This is a genomic window from Streptomyces sp. NPDC041200 (assembly GCF_055591805.1).
Genome location: NZ_JBVIZF010000035.1, coordinates 1 through 18269, shown reverse-complemented (window position 1 = coordinate 18269; position 18269 = coordinate 1). Strand labels below are relative to the sequence as shown.

14 protein-coding genes are annotated in these 18269 nt (G+C 72.8%); 9 read left to right on the top strand and 5 right to left on the bottom strand.

The window, feature by feature from the left end:
- Positions 1 to 197: 197 nt before the first annotated feature.
- The gene (locus ACZ6CL_RS36850) at positions 198 to 1733 is read right to left on the bottom strand and encodes a glycoside hydrolase family 43 protein (RefSeq protein ID WP_468944434.1); all 1536 of its coding nucleotides are present in this window, start codon (positions 1731 to 1733) and stop codon (positions 198 to 200) included.
- A gap of 393 nt (positions 1734 to 2126) precedes the next feature.
- Between ACZ6CL_RS36850 and ACZ6CL_RS36845 the strand changes: the two genes are divergently transcribed.
- Complete coding sequence (locus tag ACZ6CL_RS36845) at positions 2127 to 3692, top strand: GMC family oxidoreductase (RefSeq protein ID WP_468944362.1); 1566 nt, start codon at positions 2127 to 2129, stop codon at positions 3690 to 3692.
- A gap of 24 nt (positions 3693 to 3716) precedes the next feature.
- Here the strand turns inward: ACZ6CL_RS36845 and ACZ6CL_RS36840 are convergent, their stop codons facing one another.
- The 3 genes from ACZ6CL_RS36840 to ACZ6CL_RS36830 form a co-directional block, all read right to left on the bottom strand.
- Positions 3717 to 4430, bottom strand: coding sequence for a TIGR03943 family putative permease subunit (locus tag ACZ6CL_RS36840; protein WP_468944360.1), 714 nt, complete (start codon positions 4428 to 4430; stop codon positions 3717 to 3719).
- Entirely contained in the window at positions 4427 to 5440 is a 1014-nt protein-coding gene (locus ACZ6CL_RS36835; RefSeq protein ID WP_468944359.1) for a permease, read from the bottom strand. Before ACZ6CL_RS36835 ends, ACZ6CL_RS36840 begins: the two co-directional genes overlap by 4 nt.
- 109 nt (positions 5441 to 5549) lie before the next feature.
- Complete coding sequence (locus ACZ6CL_RS36830; protein ID WP_468944357.1) at positions 5550 to 8231, bottom strand: SpoIIE family protein phosphatase; 2682 nt, start codon at positions 8229 to 8231, stop codon at positions 5550 to 5552.
- A gap of 253 nt (positions 8232 to 8484) precedes the next feature.
- Between ACZ6CL_RS36830 and ACZ6CL_RS36825 the strand changes: the two genes are divergently transcribed.
- From ACZ6CL_RS36825 to ACZ6CL_RS36805, 5 genes are all read left to right on the top strand, one after another.
- On the top strand, positions 8485 to 8940 hold the full coding sequence (locus ACZ6CL_RS36825; RefSeq protein ID WP_468944354.1) for a hypothetical protein: 456 nt from the start codon (positions 8485 to 8487) through the stop codon (positions 8938 to 8940).
- A gap of 182 nt (positions 8941 to 9122) precedes the next feature.
- Entirely contained in the window at positions 9123 to 9593 is a 471-nt protein-coding gene (locus tag ACZ6CL_RS36820) for a hypothetical protein (RefSeq protein WP_468944353.1), read from the top strand.
- Positions 9594 to 9723: 130 nt separating this feature from the next.
- On the top strand, positions 9724 to 10893 hold the full coding sequence (locus ACZ6CL_RS36815; RefSeq protein ID WP_468944351.1) for a PLP-dependent cysteine synthase family protein: 1170 nt from the start codon (positions 9724 to 9726) through the stop codon (positions 10891 to 10893).
- On the top strand, positions 10890 to 12194 hold the full coding sequence (locus ACZ6CL_RS36810; RefSeq protein ID WP_468944349.1) for an MFS transporter: 1305 nt from the start codon (positions 10890 to 10892) through the stop codon (positions 12192 to 12194). The genes ACZ6CL_RS36815 and ACZ6CL_RS36810 overlap by 4 nt, the downstream gene beginning before the upstream one ends.
- 179 nt (positions 12195 to 12373) lie before the next feature.
- Positions 12374 to 13258, top strand: coding sequence for an SDR family oxidoreductase (locus ACZ6CL_RS36805; protein ID WP_468944346.1), 885 nt, complete (start codon positions 12374 to 12376; stop codon positions 13256 to 13258).
- Positions 13259 to 13271: 13 nt separating this feature from the next.
- On the opposite strand, the gene ACZ6CL_RS36800 is transcribed toward ACZ6CL_RS36805, so the two are convergent.
- Positions 13272 to 14291, bottom strand: coding sequence for a DUF5954 family protein (locus ACZ6CL_RS36800; RefSeq protein ID WP_468944345.1), 1020 nt, complete (start codon positions 14289 to 14291; stop codon positions 13272 to 13274).
- A 252-nt stretch (positions 14292 to 14543) separates the two neighbouring features.
- Between ACZ6CL_RS36800 and ACZ6CL_RS36795 the strand changes: the two genes are divergently transcribed.
- The 3 genes from ACZ6CL_RS36795 to ACZ6CL_RS36785 all read left to right on the top strand — a co-directional run.
- Positions 14544 to 16052, top strand: a complete 1509-nt coding sequence (locus ACZ6CL_RS36795) for a cryptochrome/photolyase family protein (RefSeq protein WP_468944343.1) — start codon at positions 14544 to 14546, stop codon at positions 16050 to 16052.
- Between the two features lie 100 nt (positions 16053 to 16152).
- The gene (locus tag ACZ6CL_RS36790) at positions 16153 to 16947 is read left to right on the top strand and encodes an SDR family NAD(P)-dependent oxidoreductase (protein WP_468944341.1); all 795 of its coding nucleotides are present in this window, start codon (positions 16153 to 16155) and stop codon (positions 16945 to 16947) included.
- A gap of 185 nt (positions 16948 to 17132) precedes the next feature.
- On the top strand, positions 17133 to 18269 hold a 1137-nt coding region (locus ACZ6CL_RS36785), incomplete at its 3' end, for an NAD(P)/FAD-dependent oxidoreductase (protein ID WP_468944340.1).

Genomic DNA, 18269 nt, shown 5'->3' with positions numbered 1-18269 from the left:
CAGACAGCCTCGCAGGTCTCAGCCCTCTCGGCTTCCCCTTACGGCCAATTGAATCACTTCTCTGCCTCCTCCCGGGGCTGGCCTCCCCTTTCTCAAGAAAAAGTGTGCCAAGCGGCTCGACCGCCAAGGGTGGCCGAGCCGTGCTCGGGTTAACGGGAGGTGGCCGAAAATGGCCGGGAATGAGGGGAGAGCTGGGGTCAGGCGGCCGGGCCCACCCGGAACCAGTCGAATTCCGCCGCCCCGCGCCGAGTGCCCCCGCCCGCCGGTCCGGTGGCGAAGAGCCCCACGGTCGCCCCGATCCAGGTGCCCGCGGTCGCCGTGAACGGCGGGCCGAGCGGAGCGAATTCCCGGCCGTCCGTGGCGGCCGCGAAACGGCACACCGCTCCGGGGCCCACGGTCACCCGCAGCCGCACCGTGGCGCGACCTCTGCCCAGCGGCACCGGTGGCACGGCGTCCACCTCGGCGGCGTCCTCCTCCGCGGTGCGGCACACCAGGACGATCCGTGTCCCGTCGTGGCGCAGCCCCGCCCAGCAGTACGTGGCGCCCAGCATGACCAGCCCGGCGCGGGCGTCCGCGCTCGTGGTGGACAGCGTCATCGAGGTGGTCGCGGTGAAGGATTCGGCGGGCAGCCGCTGGCCCAGCACGTTGGGCAGCAGCCGCAGATCATGGCTGACCGGGCTGGGACGGCAGGCCAGCGCGAGCCTGCGGGGGAAGTGGCGGAAGGACCACCAGGCCGGGTCGGCGTTCGCCTGCCAGCTCCACTGCTTCCCCAGCTCTGGCCCGGTGAACTCGTCACCGGTGGCGGGCGCCGTCACCCTCGTACGGCCAGGGACCCGTGGCTTGGTGTGCACCAGCACCGGGGTGCCCCGCCCGCTGCCGTCGTCATGGCCCATCACCGGCCAGCCGTCGGAGCGCCACCGCATCGGCTGAAGGTGCACCACGCGCCCGTAGGCGCCGCGGTCCTGGAAGTGCAGGAACCAGTCCTCACCGCCCGGTGTGCTCACCCACGCCCCCTGATGCGGCCCGTTGACGGGGCTGTCGCCCTGGGCGAGCACCACGCGGTCCTCGTACGGACCCTGGATGGAGCGGGAGCGGAACGCCGACTGCCAGCCCTGGGTGACGCCTCCGGCCGGGGCGAAGATCCAGTACCAGCCGTCCCGCTTGTAGAGTTTCGGCCCCTCCAGCGTGGTGTAGCCGGGCAGTTCGTCGCCGTTGACGACGATGTGGCCCTCGTCGAGCAGGGCGGTCCCGTCCGGGCTCATCCGGTGCAGGGTCAGCCGGTTGTTGATGCCGCTGCGGCTCTTGGCCCAGGCGTGGATCAGATAGGCCTGCCCGTCGTCGTCCCACAGCGGACACGGATCGATGAAGCCCTTGCCCGGCTTGAGCGGACGCGGTGTGCTCCACGGGCCGCGCGGATCGGTGGCGGTGACCACGAAGATCCCGAAGTCGGGGTCGGGGTAGAAGATCCAGAACTTTCCGTCGTGGTGGCGCAGGGCAGGGGCCCACACCCCTTGGCCGTGCCGTGGCTCGCTGAAGTGGTCCTTGGGCGACAACTCGGTCAGGGCGTGCCCGATGACGGTCCAGTTGACCAGGTCGGTGGAGCGCAGGACGGGAAGTCCGGGCACGCGGTTGAAGGTGGAGGCGACCAGGTAGAAGTGGTCGCCCACCCGGATCGCGTCGGGGTCGGACCAGTCGGCGTTGAGCACCGGGTTCTGATAGCGGCCGTCTCCCAGGTCGGCCACCCAGGGGAGTCGCCCCCGCGCCCGGGCGGTCTGCGCGGCCGCTCCCTCCAGGGCGGCCCCGGCAGCCGCCTCGGCGGGAGTGGCGCCACCGCCCGCGCCCAGCACCCCCGACGCGGCCGCCGCGCCGAGACCGGTCCGTAGTACGTGCCTGCGACTGTGTCGGCTCACTGTCTTCTCCGCATCTCGAAATCCTGAAACGGGATGAGTATGTGTACGTGTCTCAGTAAGCGCTTACCGCGCAGGAGTGTGGCAGCGGGGGACGTTATGGGCAAGAAGCCCGGACATCCTGATCTGACGTCAGATCCACCTGCCTGAACCGCACATGATGAGCACCAGCACAATGGGGCGCGCACGGTCCGCGCAGTCTCGGTCAAAGGAAATCGGATGAACACTCACGACTACGTCATCGTCGGCGCCGGATCCGCGGGATGCGTGCTGGCGGCCAGGTTGTCGGAGGACCCCGAAGTCCGGGTGGCGTTGATCGAGGCGGGAGGCCCGGACACAGCGCAGGAGATCCACACTCCCGCCGCCTTCCCGCAGTTGTTCAAGAGCGAGCTGGACTGGGACCTCCACTCGGGCCCGGAACCGGGGCTCGGCGGCCGACGAACCTATCTGCCCCGTGGCAAGGTGCTGGGCGGCTCCAGTTCGATCAACGCGATGATCTATATGCGCGGCAACCGTGCCGACTACGACGGCTGGGCCGCCGCCGGGGCCACCGGCTGGTCGTACGCCGATGTGCTGCCGTACTTCCGGCGCGCGGAGGACAACGAGCGCGGGGAGGACGCGTTCCACTCGGTGGGCGGGCCGCTCGCCGTCAGCGACAGCAGGTCCAACCACCCGCTCGCCACCGCGTACATCGAGGCCGCGGTGCAGGCCGGATATCCCCGCAACGAGGACTTCAACGGCGCGACGCAGTTCGGTGTCGGGCGGCATCAGCTGACCCAGCGGGGTGGCCTGCGCTGCAGCGCGGCCGTCGCCTATCTGCATCCCGTCCTGAAGCGGCCGAACCTCACCGTGCTCCCGTCGGCGCGGGTCCACCGCGTGCGGATCGAGGGCGGCCGGGCCACCGGCGTGGAGGTGGAACGCGGCGGCACGGTCGAGGTGATCCGCGCCGAGCGCGAGGTGATCCTGTCCGCGGGCGCCTACGAGTCCCCGAAGCTGCTGATGCTGTCCGGCATCGGGCCCGCCGCCACGCTGTCGGCCTTCGGCCTCGACGTGGTGCGCGACCTTCCGGTGGGGGAGGGCCTGCAGGACCACTACATGGCGCTGCTGAACTTCCGTACCGATGTCGAATCGCTGATGACCGCGGCGAGCCCGGAGAACGCCGCACTGCTGGCGAACGAGGGGCGCGGCCCGCTGACGTGCAACATCGGCGAGGCCGGTGGCTTCTTCCGCAGCCGGGACGGACTGGACGTACCGGATGTCCAGTTCCACATGGCGCCGGTGCTGTTCCACCAGGAGGGTCTTGGCCCCGCCACCGAGCACGGCTTCGCGCTGGGTCCGTGTGTGCTCGCCCCGACCAGCCGTGGCCGGGTGACGCTGGGCTCCGCGCGGCCGGACGCCGAACCCCGGATCACCCACAACTACTTGATGACGGCCGAGGACCAGTACTGCATGGTCCAGGGGGTCCGCATCGCGCTGCGGATCGCGGCCCAGGACGCGTTGGCCGCCGTCACCACCGGGCCGTTCGACGTGCCGCACTCGGACTCCGACGCGGACCTGCTCGCCTTCTCGCAGCGGGTCGGGCAGACGCTCTACCACCCGACGTCGACCTGTGCCATCGGCTCGGTCGTCGACCCCGAGCTGCGGGTGTTCGACGTGGCGGGGCTCCGGGTCGTCGACGCGTCGGTGTTCCCGACGGTGACGCGGGGGAACACCAACGCGCCCGTCATCATGGCCGCGGAGAAGGCCGCCGACCTCATCCGGGGTTTCCCCGCGGCCATACGCTGACGCCCCCACCGCGCCCGCCCGTGCTCAGCCGTTCCAGCTCTCGTCGTACGGGTCGCGCGGTGCCGGGACCGGGGTGGCGCGGCTGACGTCGAGATACGGGATGACGCCCCCGCCCACCGGATCCCTGGTCCGCTTGCCGGTGTAGGTGCCGGTGACCTCGAGCCAGGTGTCCGGCCGCAGGACCGGGGGAGTCCGTCCGGACAGACCGACCTTGACGGGCTGTGCGTCGGCGGCGCAGCAGTTGAGGGCCATGCGCACGAGGTAGGGCGCGCCGTGGCGGTCGAGGGCGACGAAGCCTGTGATCTTGATGTTCCGGTGGCGGAGGGACCGGCCGTGGTCGTAGACCGCGCGGCCCGCGTAGTCGGCCACGTTGAGGGGGAGCGGGTCGCGCGCGGAGAGGTGGGGGAAGCCCCAGGGCGGCCGTTGCAGCGCCGTGCCCGCGTGCATGGCGCTGTACGAGCCCAGGGCGGGCGGGGCGACCAGGATGAGGGCGAACAGGGGCAGCACCAGCAGCCAGGACACGCGTGGTTCACGGTGACCGTGTCCGTGGCCGCCCTGGTGATGCCGCAGTTCGTACCAGACGGTGGCGAGGGCGGTGGCGATCAGGACGACACCGGCCGCGAGCAGCAACGGGCGCAGCCCGGCCTTGACGTAGCGCAGATAGAGGTCGGTGAACCCGGCGTGCAGCACCGCCACGCCGAGGAGGAACAGCACGGCTGCCTGGGCCTGTCGGTTCACAGCAGCACCGCCCCGGTCAGCGCCGACACCAGGACGGCCACCGCGAAGGTGGCGGGCGCGAACCGCAGCGCGAACCCGCGGCCGAACGTACCGGCCTGCATCGCGAACAGCTTCAGGTCGATCATCGGCCCGACGACGAGGAACGCCAGCCGGGCGGTGAGCGAGAACTGCGACAGGGACGCGGCCACGAACGCGTCGGCCTCGGAGCAGATCGACAACACCACCGCGAGGAGCCCCAGGGCGAGGATCGCCACCACGGGGTTGCCCGCCGCCGTGTGCAGCCAGCTCGCGGGCACCACGGCCTTGAGGGTGGCCGCGGCCATCGCGCCCACGACCAGGAAGCCACCGGCGTGCATCACATCGTGGCGGATGGATCCCCAGAACGCCGCGCCCTTGCCCGCGCCGTCGAGCGACGGGTGGGCCGGTGGCCGCATCCAGTCCGTGCGGCCCAGTCGCTGCCACAGCCAGCCCATCGCACACGCCACGAGGAGGCTCGCCACGAACCGGGCGAGCACCATGCGCGGTTCGCCGGGAAACGCGACGGCCGTGGCGGTCAGCACCACGGGGTTGATCGCGGGGGCGGAGAGCAGGAACGCCAGCGCCGCCGCCGGGGTGACACCCCGTCGTACGAGCGCCCCGGCCACCGGTACGGAGGCGCACTCGCAGCCGGGCAGCACCGCCCCGGCCATCCCGGCCACCGGCACCGCGAGGGCGGGCCGCCCGGGCAGCGCGCGGGCGAAGAACGACGGTGGCACGAACACCGCGATGACGGCCGACAGCAGCACGCCGAGGACGAGGAACGGCAGGGCCTGGACGACGACCGCCACGAACACGGTCATCCAGTTCTGCGTCACCGGCGCGGACAGCGCCCCGCGGACCGGTCCCTGCAGCGCCACCACCAGGACCAGCAACAGGGTCAGCGCGAGGGAGGAGTTGAACCGCCGGTCCCGGGGGCCGTCCGCGTCGTCCCGGCGGCCGTCCCGGGCCGGGGGCGCTTTGGTGAGGGTCACGGGTGAGGTACCTCCGGCGTGGACGAGCGTCGAGGGTGGGTTTCCCTCGCCGTTCAGTACGCCGGTTCAGGCGCGGTTTCTCACTCTGATCTTCGTGATCTTCGGGCGATCAGCCGCCGAGGCCCGGCGGTGCCTGCTCGGCCCAGATGACCTTGCCCTGCGCGGTGTACCGCGTGCCCCAGTGCCGGGCGAGCTGGGAGACCAGGAACAGGCCCCGGCCGCCCTCGTCGGTCACACCGGCCCGCCTCAGATGGGGCGAGGTGCTGCTGCCGTCGGACACCTCGCAGATCAGGCTGCGCCCGTGCAGCAGCCGTATCCGCACGGGAGGGGCGCCGTACCGCAGCGCGTTGGTGACCAGTTCGCTGATGACCAGCTCGGCGGAGAAGGCGACATCGTCCAGCCCCCAGTCCCGTATCCGCTCGGCGCAGGCGGCGCGCAGCGGGGCCACCGCCGCCGGGTCGGTGGGGACCTCCCACTGGGCCACGTCCTTGGGGTCGAGCAGCCGGGTGCGGGCCACCAGCAGGGCCGCGTCATCGGTCGGACGCGCGGGGAGGACGGTCGCGAACAGCTCACGGCAGGTCTGGGCGGGGTTGAGTTCCGGGGCCGCGGCGAGGGTGCGGCACAGGAGGTCCAGGCCGGTGTCGTGGTCCCGGTCGTGGCTGGCGACGAGTCCGTCGGTGTAGAGGATCAGGCGGCTGCCCTCGGGTACCTCCAGGTCGGCCGCCTCGAACGGTTCCCCGCCCAGACCCAGCGGCGGGGAGGCCGGAACCTCGGGGATGTCTACGGTGCCGTCCGCGCGGGCCAGGACGAGGCCAGGGTGACCGGCCCGGGCCACGCTGCACCGGCCGGAGACCGGGTCGTAGATCGCGTACAGGCAGGTGGCGCCGGTGATGCGCGCGCTGTCGGCGTCCGTCTCGCGCTCCAGGTCGAGCCGGGCGACCAGCTCGTCCAGGAGGGCGAGGACCTCGTCGGGCGGCAGGTCCAGGGCGGAGAAGTTCTGCACCGCGGTACGCAGCCGGCCCATCGTGGCGGCCGCGTGCAGTCCCTGTCCGGCCACGTCCCCGACGACCAGGGCGACCCGGGCCCCGGGGAGCGGGAGGACGTCGAACCAGTCCCCGCCCACCCCGGCGCGCGCGGGCAGATAGTGGGAGGCCACCTCGACGGCGTCCTGGTCGGGCAGCGCGCTGGGCAGCAGGTTGCGCTGCAGGGTGGTGACCATGGTGTGTTCGCGGGTGTAGCGGCGCGCGTTGTCGACGCACACCGCGGTGCGTGTGGCCAGCTCCCCGGCGATCACCAGATCCTCGTCGTCAAATGGCCGGCTCGGCCGGGTCCGGCAGAAGGTGGCCACGCCCAGGGGGACGCCGCGGAACCGCAGCGGGACCGTGATCAGCGAGTGGATCCCCTGGCCGAGCAGGCGGCGGGCCTCGGACTCGTACCCCTCGGGCCACCCGGCGGGGTCGCTCAGATCGGCGTGCAGGGCGGCCTGCCCGCTCTCCAGCGCCCGGCGCTGCGGCGAGGTCGGTGGAGGGACGGCCTTCTCGCCCGGCCGGAAGAGCGGGTGCCCCGGGGGTACGCCGCCGACCGCCGTGCGGTGCAGTACGCCGTGCGGCGCCGACGGTTCGTCGCCCCGCAGCACCGGCTCCAGCAGTTCGACGGTGGCGATGTCGGCGTACCGGGGGACGGTCACCCCGACCAGCTCCTCGGCGGTGCCGCTCAGCTCCAGGGTGGAGCCGATGCGTACGCCCGCGTCGTACAGCAGCCGCAGCCGCTCGCTCGCCGCCTCGGCCCGGCCGGACAGCGCGCGCAGTTCGGTGGTGTCCCGGAGGGTGGCCACGCTTCCGGCGGGGCCGCCCGCCCGGTCGGTGGGCCGGATGTTGACGGCCAGCAGCCGGTTCCCGGCGGCGTGCACCTCGTCGGTGACGGGCTGCCCCGCGGCCAGCAGCCGGGTCAGCGGCGGTTCGAGCCCGAGTTCGGCGACGTGCCGCCCCTCGGGTTCGGAGGCCAGCTGGAGCAGCCGCCGGGCCTCGTCGTTGACCAGCAGCAGCCGCCCGTCGGCGTCCGAGATCAGCACGCCTTCCCGGACCGAGTGCAGCACCGCGTCGTGGTGGGCGTACATGCGTGTCATCTCGGCGGGCCCGAGCCCATGGGTCTGCCTCCGCAGCCGCCTGCTGGCCAGTGCCGTCCCGGCCGTCGCCAGGGCGAGGGCGGCGCCACCGGCGCCGAGCAGCAGCGGCAGCTGGCGGTGGACCTCGTTGTTGACACTCGCGATCTTGACCCCGACCGACACCCCGCCGAGCAGGGTGCCGTCGGCCCCGGTGACGGGGACCGCCGAGATCACGGAGGGGCCCTGGCTCGCCCGGAAGGTCCGGGCGATCGTCTTCCCGGCCAGTTCCTGACGCACCACCTCGTCGGGGCCGATGATCCGCTTGCCGATCAGTGCCGTCTCGGGGTGGGTGAGGCGCATGCCGCGCCGGTCGAAGACCACGACGCTGTCGACACCGGTGCGCTTGCGCACCTCCTCGGCGCGGGGCTGGAGCAGCGACGTCGCGCGGTCGCCGGTCATGGCTTCGGCGACCCCGGGGCCGCCCGCGAACGCTCTGGCGACGCTCAGGGACCGCTGGCGGGCTTCTCCCGAGGCGTGGCTGCGGGCCCCCAGCGCGAGCGCGGCCACCGCCATGGAGACGAGGACGAGCGTCAGCAGGACCTGGAGGATGAAGACCTGTCCGGCGAGGCTCGGCGCCCGTGACAGCGCCCGTATTCGGTCCTGGACCATACGAGCAAAATTGCTCATGTCGGCATTTATAACATCTGGCTTCGGGTAGCCAACCCCCGCGCCCGCCGCCGACTGCGGAGGATCATGTTCCGGCCGATCCGGGGGCGAGGCGATCTGCCTGGTCATCCGGTGGGTCGCCGCCGGGGATTCCGCCCGCCGCCCGGAGAGCCGCCGCGCTCCGAGTGCCGCGCGCGGACCGCGTCTGGCTTGTTAACGACGCGTCCCCGGGCGGTGTCGCAGTGTAGCCGTATCCAGCGTTTAGGATCACCGCATGGTCACGGCCCGGTCGCTTTTCGGCATCCGGTGGGCTCGCGTGGTGGCGAGCCCACCGCGTCTGCTGTGCCTGGTCGCGCTCCTGCTCGGCTTCGTCTCGCTGCACGCGGTGAGCGCCGAAGCCGTATCCGGCCACCTGGCCGGCTGCGCGTCCGCTCCGGTGGCGTCCGCCGCGTACGGCGAGACCCCGCAGAGCCGGGCACCGGCGAGCGCGGAGACCGGGGAGCTTGGCGCCGCGGACCGTCATCACGACGACGAGTCGGCCCATTCCACGCACGAATGCGTCCTCGCCCAGCCGGAGCACGGGCCCGACGTGGCGGCCCCGTGTCCGGCTCTCCCGGCCGGAGCCGTATCCGATGCCGCGTGGCACACACCGTCCTGGCGCCCGGCCACGGCCACGGCCGCCGGTTTCTTGCCGCCCGATCCCCAGAGGACCGCGGTTCTGCGCATCTAGCACGGACCGGCGCGACGAGTCCCGCGCCGTGATGGCGTCGTAGGGGGCCTTCCGTGCCCGGGGTCTTCCGGCCCCGCGCCACGCCCACCGGCGCCCGTCTTCCGTTTCCTTGCCGATTCCCGTCCGCCACCTCCCGCCCGCGTGGCGGGAGGGCGGCCGCCGTGCGGAGAAACCGAGAAACCGTGCCGATCCCTGCCTCATGCCCGCCTCCCCGGGCCGCCGCATGCCCTCTTCCCCGGGCCGCTCGCGCTCCGTGGTGGCCTCGCCGGATCCTGGCGTTCCTCCTGAGCGCCCTGCTGCTGACCGGACCCACCTGCCTCGGCCACCTGACCGGTGCGGAACACTCCCAGGGCCCGCGGGCCACGCGCGACGCGTGGCAGTCCGCGGTCATCGGGGATGCCGCGCGACCGTCCGCGGCCAACGGGGAGGCCGCGCGGCAGTCCGCCGACGGCCCGGCGGGCGACGAGCACTGCGCGCCCTCTCCCCGCGAGACGTCCGGCCGGGCCGCCCAGCCGTACCTGCCCGCCTCCGCCGTGACCGAGGCCTCCCGGGCCGTGGTCCTCGCGGCGGATCCGGACCGCCCGCGCACCCCCGCCCCGCGGGCGCCGACCGTCAGATTCACCCTCTGCTCGACCAGTCGGTGGCGCATATAGACCCGCCCGTTGTGGCCCGCGCCCCGGCCGCCGCCCACCGGCGCCGGACGCGGATCGGTGCACGCCCCAGCGCGCCGCACCGTGCCCGAGATGAGCATCCGACGAGCCATCAACCACCGAAAGCGGACAGATGCGATCTCTGACCCTCAACGACGCCACCCCCACCACCCCCGGCCTGTCCGGGCTGGTCGGCAACACGCCCGTCCTGCGGGTGTCCGAGCCCCTGACCCCGGCCGGCCGTGGCTTCTGGGCCAAGCTGGAGGGCTTCAACCCCGGCGGCATCAAGGACCGGCCCGGTCTGCACATGGTCGAACGGGCGCGCGCCCGGGGCGACCTGCGCCCCGGCGGCGCGATCGTCGAGTCGACCAGCGGCACGCTGGGGCTCGGCCTCGCCCTGGCCGGTCTGGTGTACGGCCATCCCGTCACCCTCGTCACCGACCCCGGCCTGGAGCCGTCCATGACCCGGCTGCTGACCGCCTACGGAGCCTGGGTCGACATGGTCACCGAACCGCATCCGGAGGGCGGGTGGCAGCAGGCCCGCCGCGAGCGGGTGACGGAACTCCTCGCACGTGACGCCGGTTCCTGGTGCCCCGACCAGTACAACAACCCCGACAACACCGCCGCCTACACCCCGCTCGCCCTCGAACTGGCCTCCCGGTTCGGCCATATCGACATCCTGGTGTGCAGCGTGGGCACCGGCGGACACTCCGCCGGGATCTCCCGCGTGCTGCGCCAGCTCTACCCCGAGATCACGGTGGTCGGCGTGGACACCATCGGCTCGACCATCTTCGGACAGCCCGCCCGCACCCGGCTGATGCGCGGCCTGGGGTCGAGCATCTACCCACGCAACGTGGCCTACGACAACTTCAGCGAAGTCCACTGGGTCGCCCCGCACGAGGCGGTGTGGACCTGCCGCCAACTGGCCTCCTCGCACTACGCCACCGGCGGCTGGAGCGTGGGCGCGGTCGCGCTGGTCGCCGGGTGGCTGGCCCGTACCCACCCCGCGGACGCGCGGATCGTCACGGTCTTCCCGGACGGTCCGCAGCGGTATCTGGACACCGTGTACAACGACGACTACTGCGCCGCCAACGGCCTGCTGGACCAGCCGCCCGCGTCCGAACCGGACGTGGTGGGGCACCCGGGTGAGCGGGAAGTGTCCCGCTGGACCCGCTGTACCGCCGTGGCCGACCCGCTCGCCGCCCCGGCCGCCGCCGCAGCCTCGGCCGCCGCCGCCCCGGCCGCCGCCGCAGCCTCGGCCGCCGCCCCGGCCGCCAACGCCGCTCCGGAGGCCGCCCGATGAAGGCGACACTCACCCAAGTGCGCTCCTACGAGCGCAGCGTCCAGCTGTTGATGGTGAACCAGTTCACCATCAACCTCGGCTTCTACATGCTCATGCCCTACCTCGCCGCCCATCTGTCCGGGACGCTCGGGCTCGCCGGATGGCTGGTCGGACTCGTCCTGGGCGTACGGAACTTCAGCCAGCAGGGCATGTTCCTGGTCGGCGGCGCCCTCGCCGACCGGTTCGGGTACAAGCCGCTGATCGTGGCGGGCTGTGTGCTGCGCACCGCCGGTTTCGCGACGCTCGGGCTCGTGGAGTCGCTGCCCGCGCTGCTGGCCGCCTCCGCTGCCACCGGACTCGCCGGAGCCCTGTTCAACCCGGCGGTCCGGGCCTACCTGGCGGCGGACGCGGGGGAGCGCCGGGTGGAGGCATTCGCCCTGTTCAACATCTTCTACCAGGCGGGCATCCTGCTCGGCCCGCTGGTGGGCATGGTGCTGACCGGCGTCGACTTCCAGGTCACCTGTCTGGTATCGGCCGGGATCTTCGCCCTGCTGAGCGTCGTACAGATCCGGGCGCTGCCCGCCCGCCGCGCCGATGACGGCCCCGCCGCCGCGGGGCAGGGCGACCGGGAGCGCGTGCTGACCCAGTGGCGCGGGATCCTGGCCAACCGGCCGTTCCTGCTGTTCTCCGGCGCCATGATCGGCTCGTATGTGCTGTCCTTCCAGGTCTACCTGGCGCTGCCGCTGGAGGTGCGACGGCTGGGCGGTGAAGGGGAGTTCGGCACCGCGGCGGTGGCGCTGCTCTTCGCCGTATCGGGGCTCAGCACCATCGTCGGCCAGACCCGGGTGACCGCGTGGTGCAAGGCCCGCATGGCGCCCGGCCGGGCACTGGGCTGGGGGCTGGCCCTCATGGGCGTGGCCTTTCTGCCGCTGCTGGTGGCGACCGCGCTGCCGGTCCCGGACGGCGGGCCCGGCCGGTGGGTGCTCGCGGCGGTGCCGCCCGCGCTCGCCGCGTTCCTGCTGGCGCTGGGCACGATGATCGCGTACCCGTTCGAGATGGACACCATCGTCCGGCTCTCGGGGGAGCGGCTCGTCGCCACCCACTACGGGCTGTACAACACCATCTGCGGCGTCGGCATCACCCTCGGGAACCTGCTCACCGGCGCTTCGCTGGACGCGGCCCGCGAGGCGGGCATGCCCGCCGTCCCGTGGCTCGTGCTGCTCGCGCTCGGCCTGTCCTGCGCGGCGGCGCTCTTCGGACTGCACCGTACGGGCCGACTGGCACCGGCGGCGGTGCCCGAACGCCGCCCCGCGGCGGCCTGACGCGGCGAAGAGTGGCGACGACGCCCCCGCCGGTGGCCATGCCCGGCCACCGGCGGGGGCGTCCCCGGCCACCGCCGAACAGGTGCCGCCGCCGGGCGGCCGCGGCGGTGGTGCCGACGGGGCCCGGGTCAGGCCCGTACGGTCGCCTATGCCCGACCAGACGACCCCGGGAGCGCCCCGTGCGGAACACCAGCCCCCTGACCGGACGCCTCGCCGTCGTGACCGGTGCCGCCCGTGGACTGGGCGCGGCCATCGTCCGGGAACTGGCGGGGCGCGGCGCGCGGGTCGTCCTCCTGGGCCGGGAAGAGGACACCCTCGCGCAGGTGGCGGACTCGCTCTCCGCCTCCACGGAAACCCACTGCTACGCGGTGGACGTGGCCGATGACGCGGCGATGGCCCGGGTGGCCGACCGGATCCACGACCGCGTCGGCAGGCCGTCCGTCGTCGTCGCCAACGCGGGCGTGGCCGAGGGCGGGCCCTTCGGGGAGTCGCCCCCGGCCACCTGGCGGCGCGTCATCGAGGTGAACCTCATCGGCAGCGCGAACACCGCGCGGGCCTTCCTGCCCGGACTGCTCGCCACCCGCGGCTACTTCCTCCAGATCGCCTCGACGGCCGCCTTCGGTTCCGCGCCCATGATGAGCGCGTACTGCGCCTCGAAGGCGGGCGCCGAATCCTTCGCCCAGTCCCTGCGCGCCGAACTCGCCCACCAGGGGGTCGGTGTCGGCATCGGCTATCTGAGCTGGACCGCCACCGACATGATCCGCGACGCGGACCGGTACGGGGTGCTGAGGGAACTGCGTGCCCACATGCCGCCACCGGCCCGGCGCGTCCACCCCGTCGCCGTGGTGGCCGCGCGCATGGTGACCGCCGTCGAACGCCGCGCCGCCACCGTCTACGCACCTCCCTGGCTGCGCCTCGCCCAGCCGGTCCGCCCGCTGCTGCCGCCGTTGGTCACCTGGCTGTCCACGCGCGAGCTGCCCCGGCTGGCCGAGCGGACCCGCTTCGAGGCCACCGGACTCCTCGGGGCCGGTGGCCGCGCGGACCAGGCGGCCGCCGAGGGGTGAAACGCCGGCGGGGTCAGCCGTTGTCGAGGATGGTGCCGTGCTCGTCCATGGTCGGGTGCATCTTCATGGGGCCGTAGGTGTCGAGGTCCGAGGGGCGGGGAGATTCCGGTCCCTCGGGGCCGCTGCGCACCATCCGCTCAATCCGGCAGATGCGGAACAGACGGCCCTCCACGCGGGCTTCGTCGGCCCGGCGGGCGCGCCGGAATTCCTCGGCGGCCCGCGCGTACACCGCGCGCTTGTGGTCGTCGTACTCGTAGAGCAGCGGCCACATCTCCGCCATCCCCTGGTAGAGCAGCCGCCGCGCGTCGTGCGGCGTGGGCATCAGGGCGCCCTGCGGCCGCCACCGCTGCCCGGCGCGCTCGGCCACGCCGAAACCGACCGGCAGCAGGACGATGTCGGGGTGGGTGGTGACGGCCCGCTCGGAGTGCTTGCGGACGACGGCGGGGAAGCGCGGCCCGGAGTAGGCGAAGGTGCTCAGCGCCAGCTTCATGGCGCCCGCCATCAGCCCGGCCTCGTCCTGCTCGGGGTCCAGGACGAACCCGGTGTCGGGCGACCGCGCCTCGTGCCGCCCGTCCCAGGAGATGAGGGACGGTTCGGGGTCGGTGGGCCGCGGCGGTTCCAGGTTGTGCTCGCCGGTACGGGCGAACTCGTCCCCGCGCACCACCCGGTAGCGCACGCCGAGCACGGTCACCTCGTTCAGCGGCTTCTTCTCCAGCCGGGCGACCGCCGCCAGCAGCGCGCGGCGGGTGGCCGGGTCGTCGGTGTCGTCCTTGGCCTTGAACCACAGGAACGAGTTCAGCTCGTCGCGGACCTCCTGCGGCATGCCGCTGGTCACCGGCTTCACCAGCCGCCAGTGCGCTCCGGCGGCGGGATCCTGTATGGCGAGGCCGAAGACGGGTCCGCGGAGTGCGAGATGCGGATAGCGGGAGGACGCGTCCACGGCGTCGGCTTCGGTCACCCAGGCGGCGGGGTCGTCGCGCCGCACCAGATCCGCGTGGAGCCGGTCCAGCTTTCGCTTCCAGTGTTCGGCCATGCGCACATTGTCGAGCTCCGGGGCAGCACACGGGCGGGAACGCCGCAAGTGATCAAAAGCCTTAAATCCGATGTCACTACTGTGTGTCCGCCGAGCTGGGCCGGTCGCGGGACGGTCGGCGGAGCGGTCGCGGGGTGATCGGTGGCGCGGCCGGCGGAGCGGTAGGCGGGCGGTGCGTGGCGCGTCGCGGAGGGGCGGATGAGAGCGGCGCATAGCCTGACATATCCGTGTCTGCCGGGAGGCGTTCGAACGATGACGGCACGTCAGCACTGGCTCTTCGGCGATCAGCTCGGTCCGCACTTCGCCGACCACCGCCACCACGGCCCCGACGCCCAGGCCCCGCTGATCATGATCGAGGCGCGCTCGGTGCTGAGCCGCCGCCGCTTCCACCGGGCCAAGGCGCATCTGCTGCTGTCGGCGATGCGCCACCGGGCGGCCGAACTCGGTGACCGGGTGCGTTACGTCCAGGCCCGTACGTACCGCGAGGGGCTGGCCGAGGCCGCCGGACGCGACCGGGTGACGGTCTGCCACCCGACCTCCCGCCGGGCGCTGGAGCTGGTCGGATCGCTCGACCAGGTCGACGTACTGCCCGCGAAGGGCTTCCTGGTGACCAGGGAGGACTTCGCCGCATGGGCCGGTGAGCACACCAGCGGCCACCTCCGGATGGAGGACTTCTACCGCTGGGTGCGCCGCGGACACGAGCTGCTGATGGAGGGCGACGAGCCCGCGGGCGGCCGGTGGAACTTCGACCAGCAGAACCGCGAACCACCGCCGCGCGGCGCGCGCACCCTCGACGCCCCCGGCCCCTGGCGCCCCGACGAGGACGAGATCGACGAGCGGGTGCGGCACGACCTGGACCGCTGGGAACGCGAGGGCACGGTCTCCTTCGTCGGCCGGGACGGCCCGCGGCGGTTCCCCTCGACCCGGCGCGAGGCGCGGGCCGCGCTGCGCCACTTCGTGACCCACCGGCTGCCCTGCTTCGGGCCGTACGAGGACGCGATGCTCGCGGCGGACCCGGTCATGTGCCACAGCCTGCTCTCGGTGCCGCTCAACCTCGGGCTGCTGCATCCGGCCGAGTGCGTGGACCGGGCGGAGCGCGCGTGGCGCGAGGGTGCCGCGCCGCTGGCCGGGGTCGAGGGGTTCGTACGGCAGATCGCCGGGTGGCGGGAGTACGTGTGGCAGCTGTACTGGCACTTCGGCGAGGACTACCGGGGCCGCAACGCGCTGCGCCACACCGCCCCGCTGCCCGGCTGGTTCCTGGACCTGGACGCCGACGCGGTGACCGCGCGCTGCCTCGCCACGGTGCTGGCCCAGGTCCGGGACACCGGGTGGACCCATCACATCCCCCGGCTGATGGTGCTCGGCAGCCGCGCGCTGCAGGACGGCTGGGATCCGGCGGCGGTCACCGACTGGTTCCACCGCTGCTTCGTCGACGGGTACGACTGGGTGATGCTGCCGAACGTCGTCGGCATGTCGCAGTACGCCGACGGCGGGCTCATGACGACCAAGCCGTACACCTCCGGCGGGGCGTACATCAACAGGATGAGCGACCTGTGCGGACCGTGCGCCTACCGCCCGGCGGACCGGGCCGGGGAGCGGGCCTGCCCGTACACCACCGGGTACTGGTCCTTTCTGCACCGGCACCAAAAGCGCCTCGCCGGGAACCACCGCATGGTGCGGGCGGTGCGGGGGCTGGACCGGCTGAGCGATCTGCCGGAGGTGCTGGAGCGGGCCTCGGAGCGTGGCGACGCGCCGCCGTGAGGAAGGGGGAGCGGCACCGAACATGCGCGCCTTTTGCAATAAAGCGCGTATGCAACTATTTTGGTCGCCGCACATCCGCACCGAGCCCAAAGGAATCACCGTGCGCATCGACCTTTCCGGAAAGACGGCCCTGGTCACCGGGTCCACCCAGGGCATCGGCCACGCCATCGCCGCCGGGCTGGCCCGGGCGGGCGCCCGCGTCGCCGTCAACGGACGCCGCCCGGAGTCCGTGGCGGACGCCATCGCGAAGCTGGAGCGGGAGACGGACGGCGGTGTCTTCCTCCCCGCCCCCGGCGACCTCGCCACCGAGGAGGGTGCCCGGCAGGTCGCGGAGGCCGTCCCGGACGCCGATGTCCTCGTGAACAACCTCGGCGTCTTCGGCGCCAGCCCGGCGCTGGAGATCAGCGACGCCGAGTGGCGCCGCTACTTCGAGGTGAACGTGCTGGCCGCGGTGCGGATGATCCGCACCTATCTGCCCGCCATGAAGGACCGTTCCTGGGGCCGGATCCTGAACATCGCCAGTGACTCCGCCGTCGTCATCCCGGCCGAGATGATCCACTACGGCATGTCGAAGACCGCCCTGCTGTCCGTCACCCGCGGCTTCGCCAAGGAGGCGGCAGGCTCCGGGGTGACGGTCAACTCGGTGATCGCCGGGCCGACGCACACCGGCGGTGTCGAGGACTTCGTGTACGAGCTGGTGGACGCGGACCTCCCGTGGGACGAGGCCCAGCGGGAGTTCATGGTCAAGCACCGGCCGCAGTCGCTGCTGCAGCGGCTGATCGAGCCGGAGGAGATCGCCAACATGGTGGTCTACCTCAGCTCGCCGCTCGCCTCGGCCACCACGGGCGGGGCCCTGCGCGTCGACGGCGGTTATGTCGACTCCATTCTTCCCTAAGGCCGGGGACCGATGGCCGGGGACCGGGGCCGCGGGGGCTGGGCGTAAACGCGTGGACGAGGGAGGTGAACGAACGCTTTACGGCGCGTGAAGTATCGCTGCGTCTCACGCCTCTTGTCCGCTGTGGGCGCCGGGTTTACAACTGACGCAACACCCGGATCCACACGGCATTCAGGAGGTTCCCATTGAGCCGGGAAACACTGAACGGCGGCCGCGTCATCATTGTCGGCGGTGGCGTGATCGGTACCTCCGTCGCATTCCACCTGGGTGAACGCGGATACCGCGATATCACCGTGGTGGAACGCGGGGTGCCGGGAGAAGGTGCGACGGCGTACGGGACGGGAGGCATCCGTCAGCAGTTCTCGACGCGCGTGAATATCGAACTGGTGCGGCGCTCGCTCCCGTTCTGGCGCGACTTCGAGGAAATGACCGGGGCGCCGATGCATTTCCGGCAGCATGGTTACCTTTTCCTCATCTCGGATTCCGCCACCCTCCGGGTCTTCGAGAAAAACGCGGAACTGCAGCGGTCCCTCGGCGTCGACGTCACGATGCTCGACCCCCGGCAGGCGGCCGACCTCTTTCCCGGGATCCGGACCGACGACCTGCTGGGCGCGACCTACTCCGCCGACGACGGGTCCGGCTCCCCGGCCGACGCCGTCGCCGGATATCTGCGCGGAGCGCGGGCCCGCGGGGTGGAGGTCCGGCAGCACACCGAGTTCCGCGGGCTCATCACGGACGCCGATGGCGCGGTTCGCGGCGTCCGGACCGCGGACGGGACGCTCGACGCCGAACTGGTCGTGCTCGCCGCGGGGCCGCAGGTCCGCGGGGTGGGAGCGCTGTGCGGCGTGGACATCCCCGTTTGGCCGCACCCCCGGCAGGCGTTCGCCACCGGCCCGCTGCCGGCGCTGCACGGCGGCCTGCCGCTCGCCGTCGACATGGCCAGTGGCGCGTATGTGCACCCCGAGGCGGCCGGAACGGCGATCGTCGGCGGCAACGACCGCGACGCGCCCAGCAGCGAACAGGCGGCGGTGGACTGGTCGCGGGTCGAGTCCCTGGCCGGTGCGCTGTCCCACCGCTTCCCCTCGCTGGAGGGGCTGGAGGTCATCCGGGGCTGGGCCGGGCTGCGGGAGATGACCGCCGACGACCACGCGATCGTCGGGCCGGTCGACGAGGTGCCCGGGCTGTGGGTCGCGGCGGGCTTCTCCGGCCACGGCTTCATGCAGTCCCCGGCCGTCGGCGCGGCGCTCGCCGAGTGGTGGCTGACGGGCGCCCCGCCCCTGGACCTCTCCACGCTGCGGCTGTCCCGGTTCACCGACCGGGCG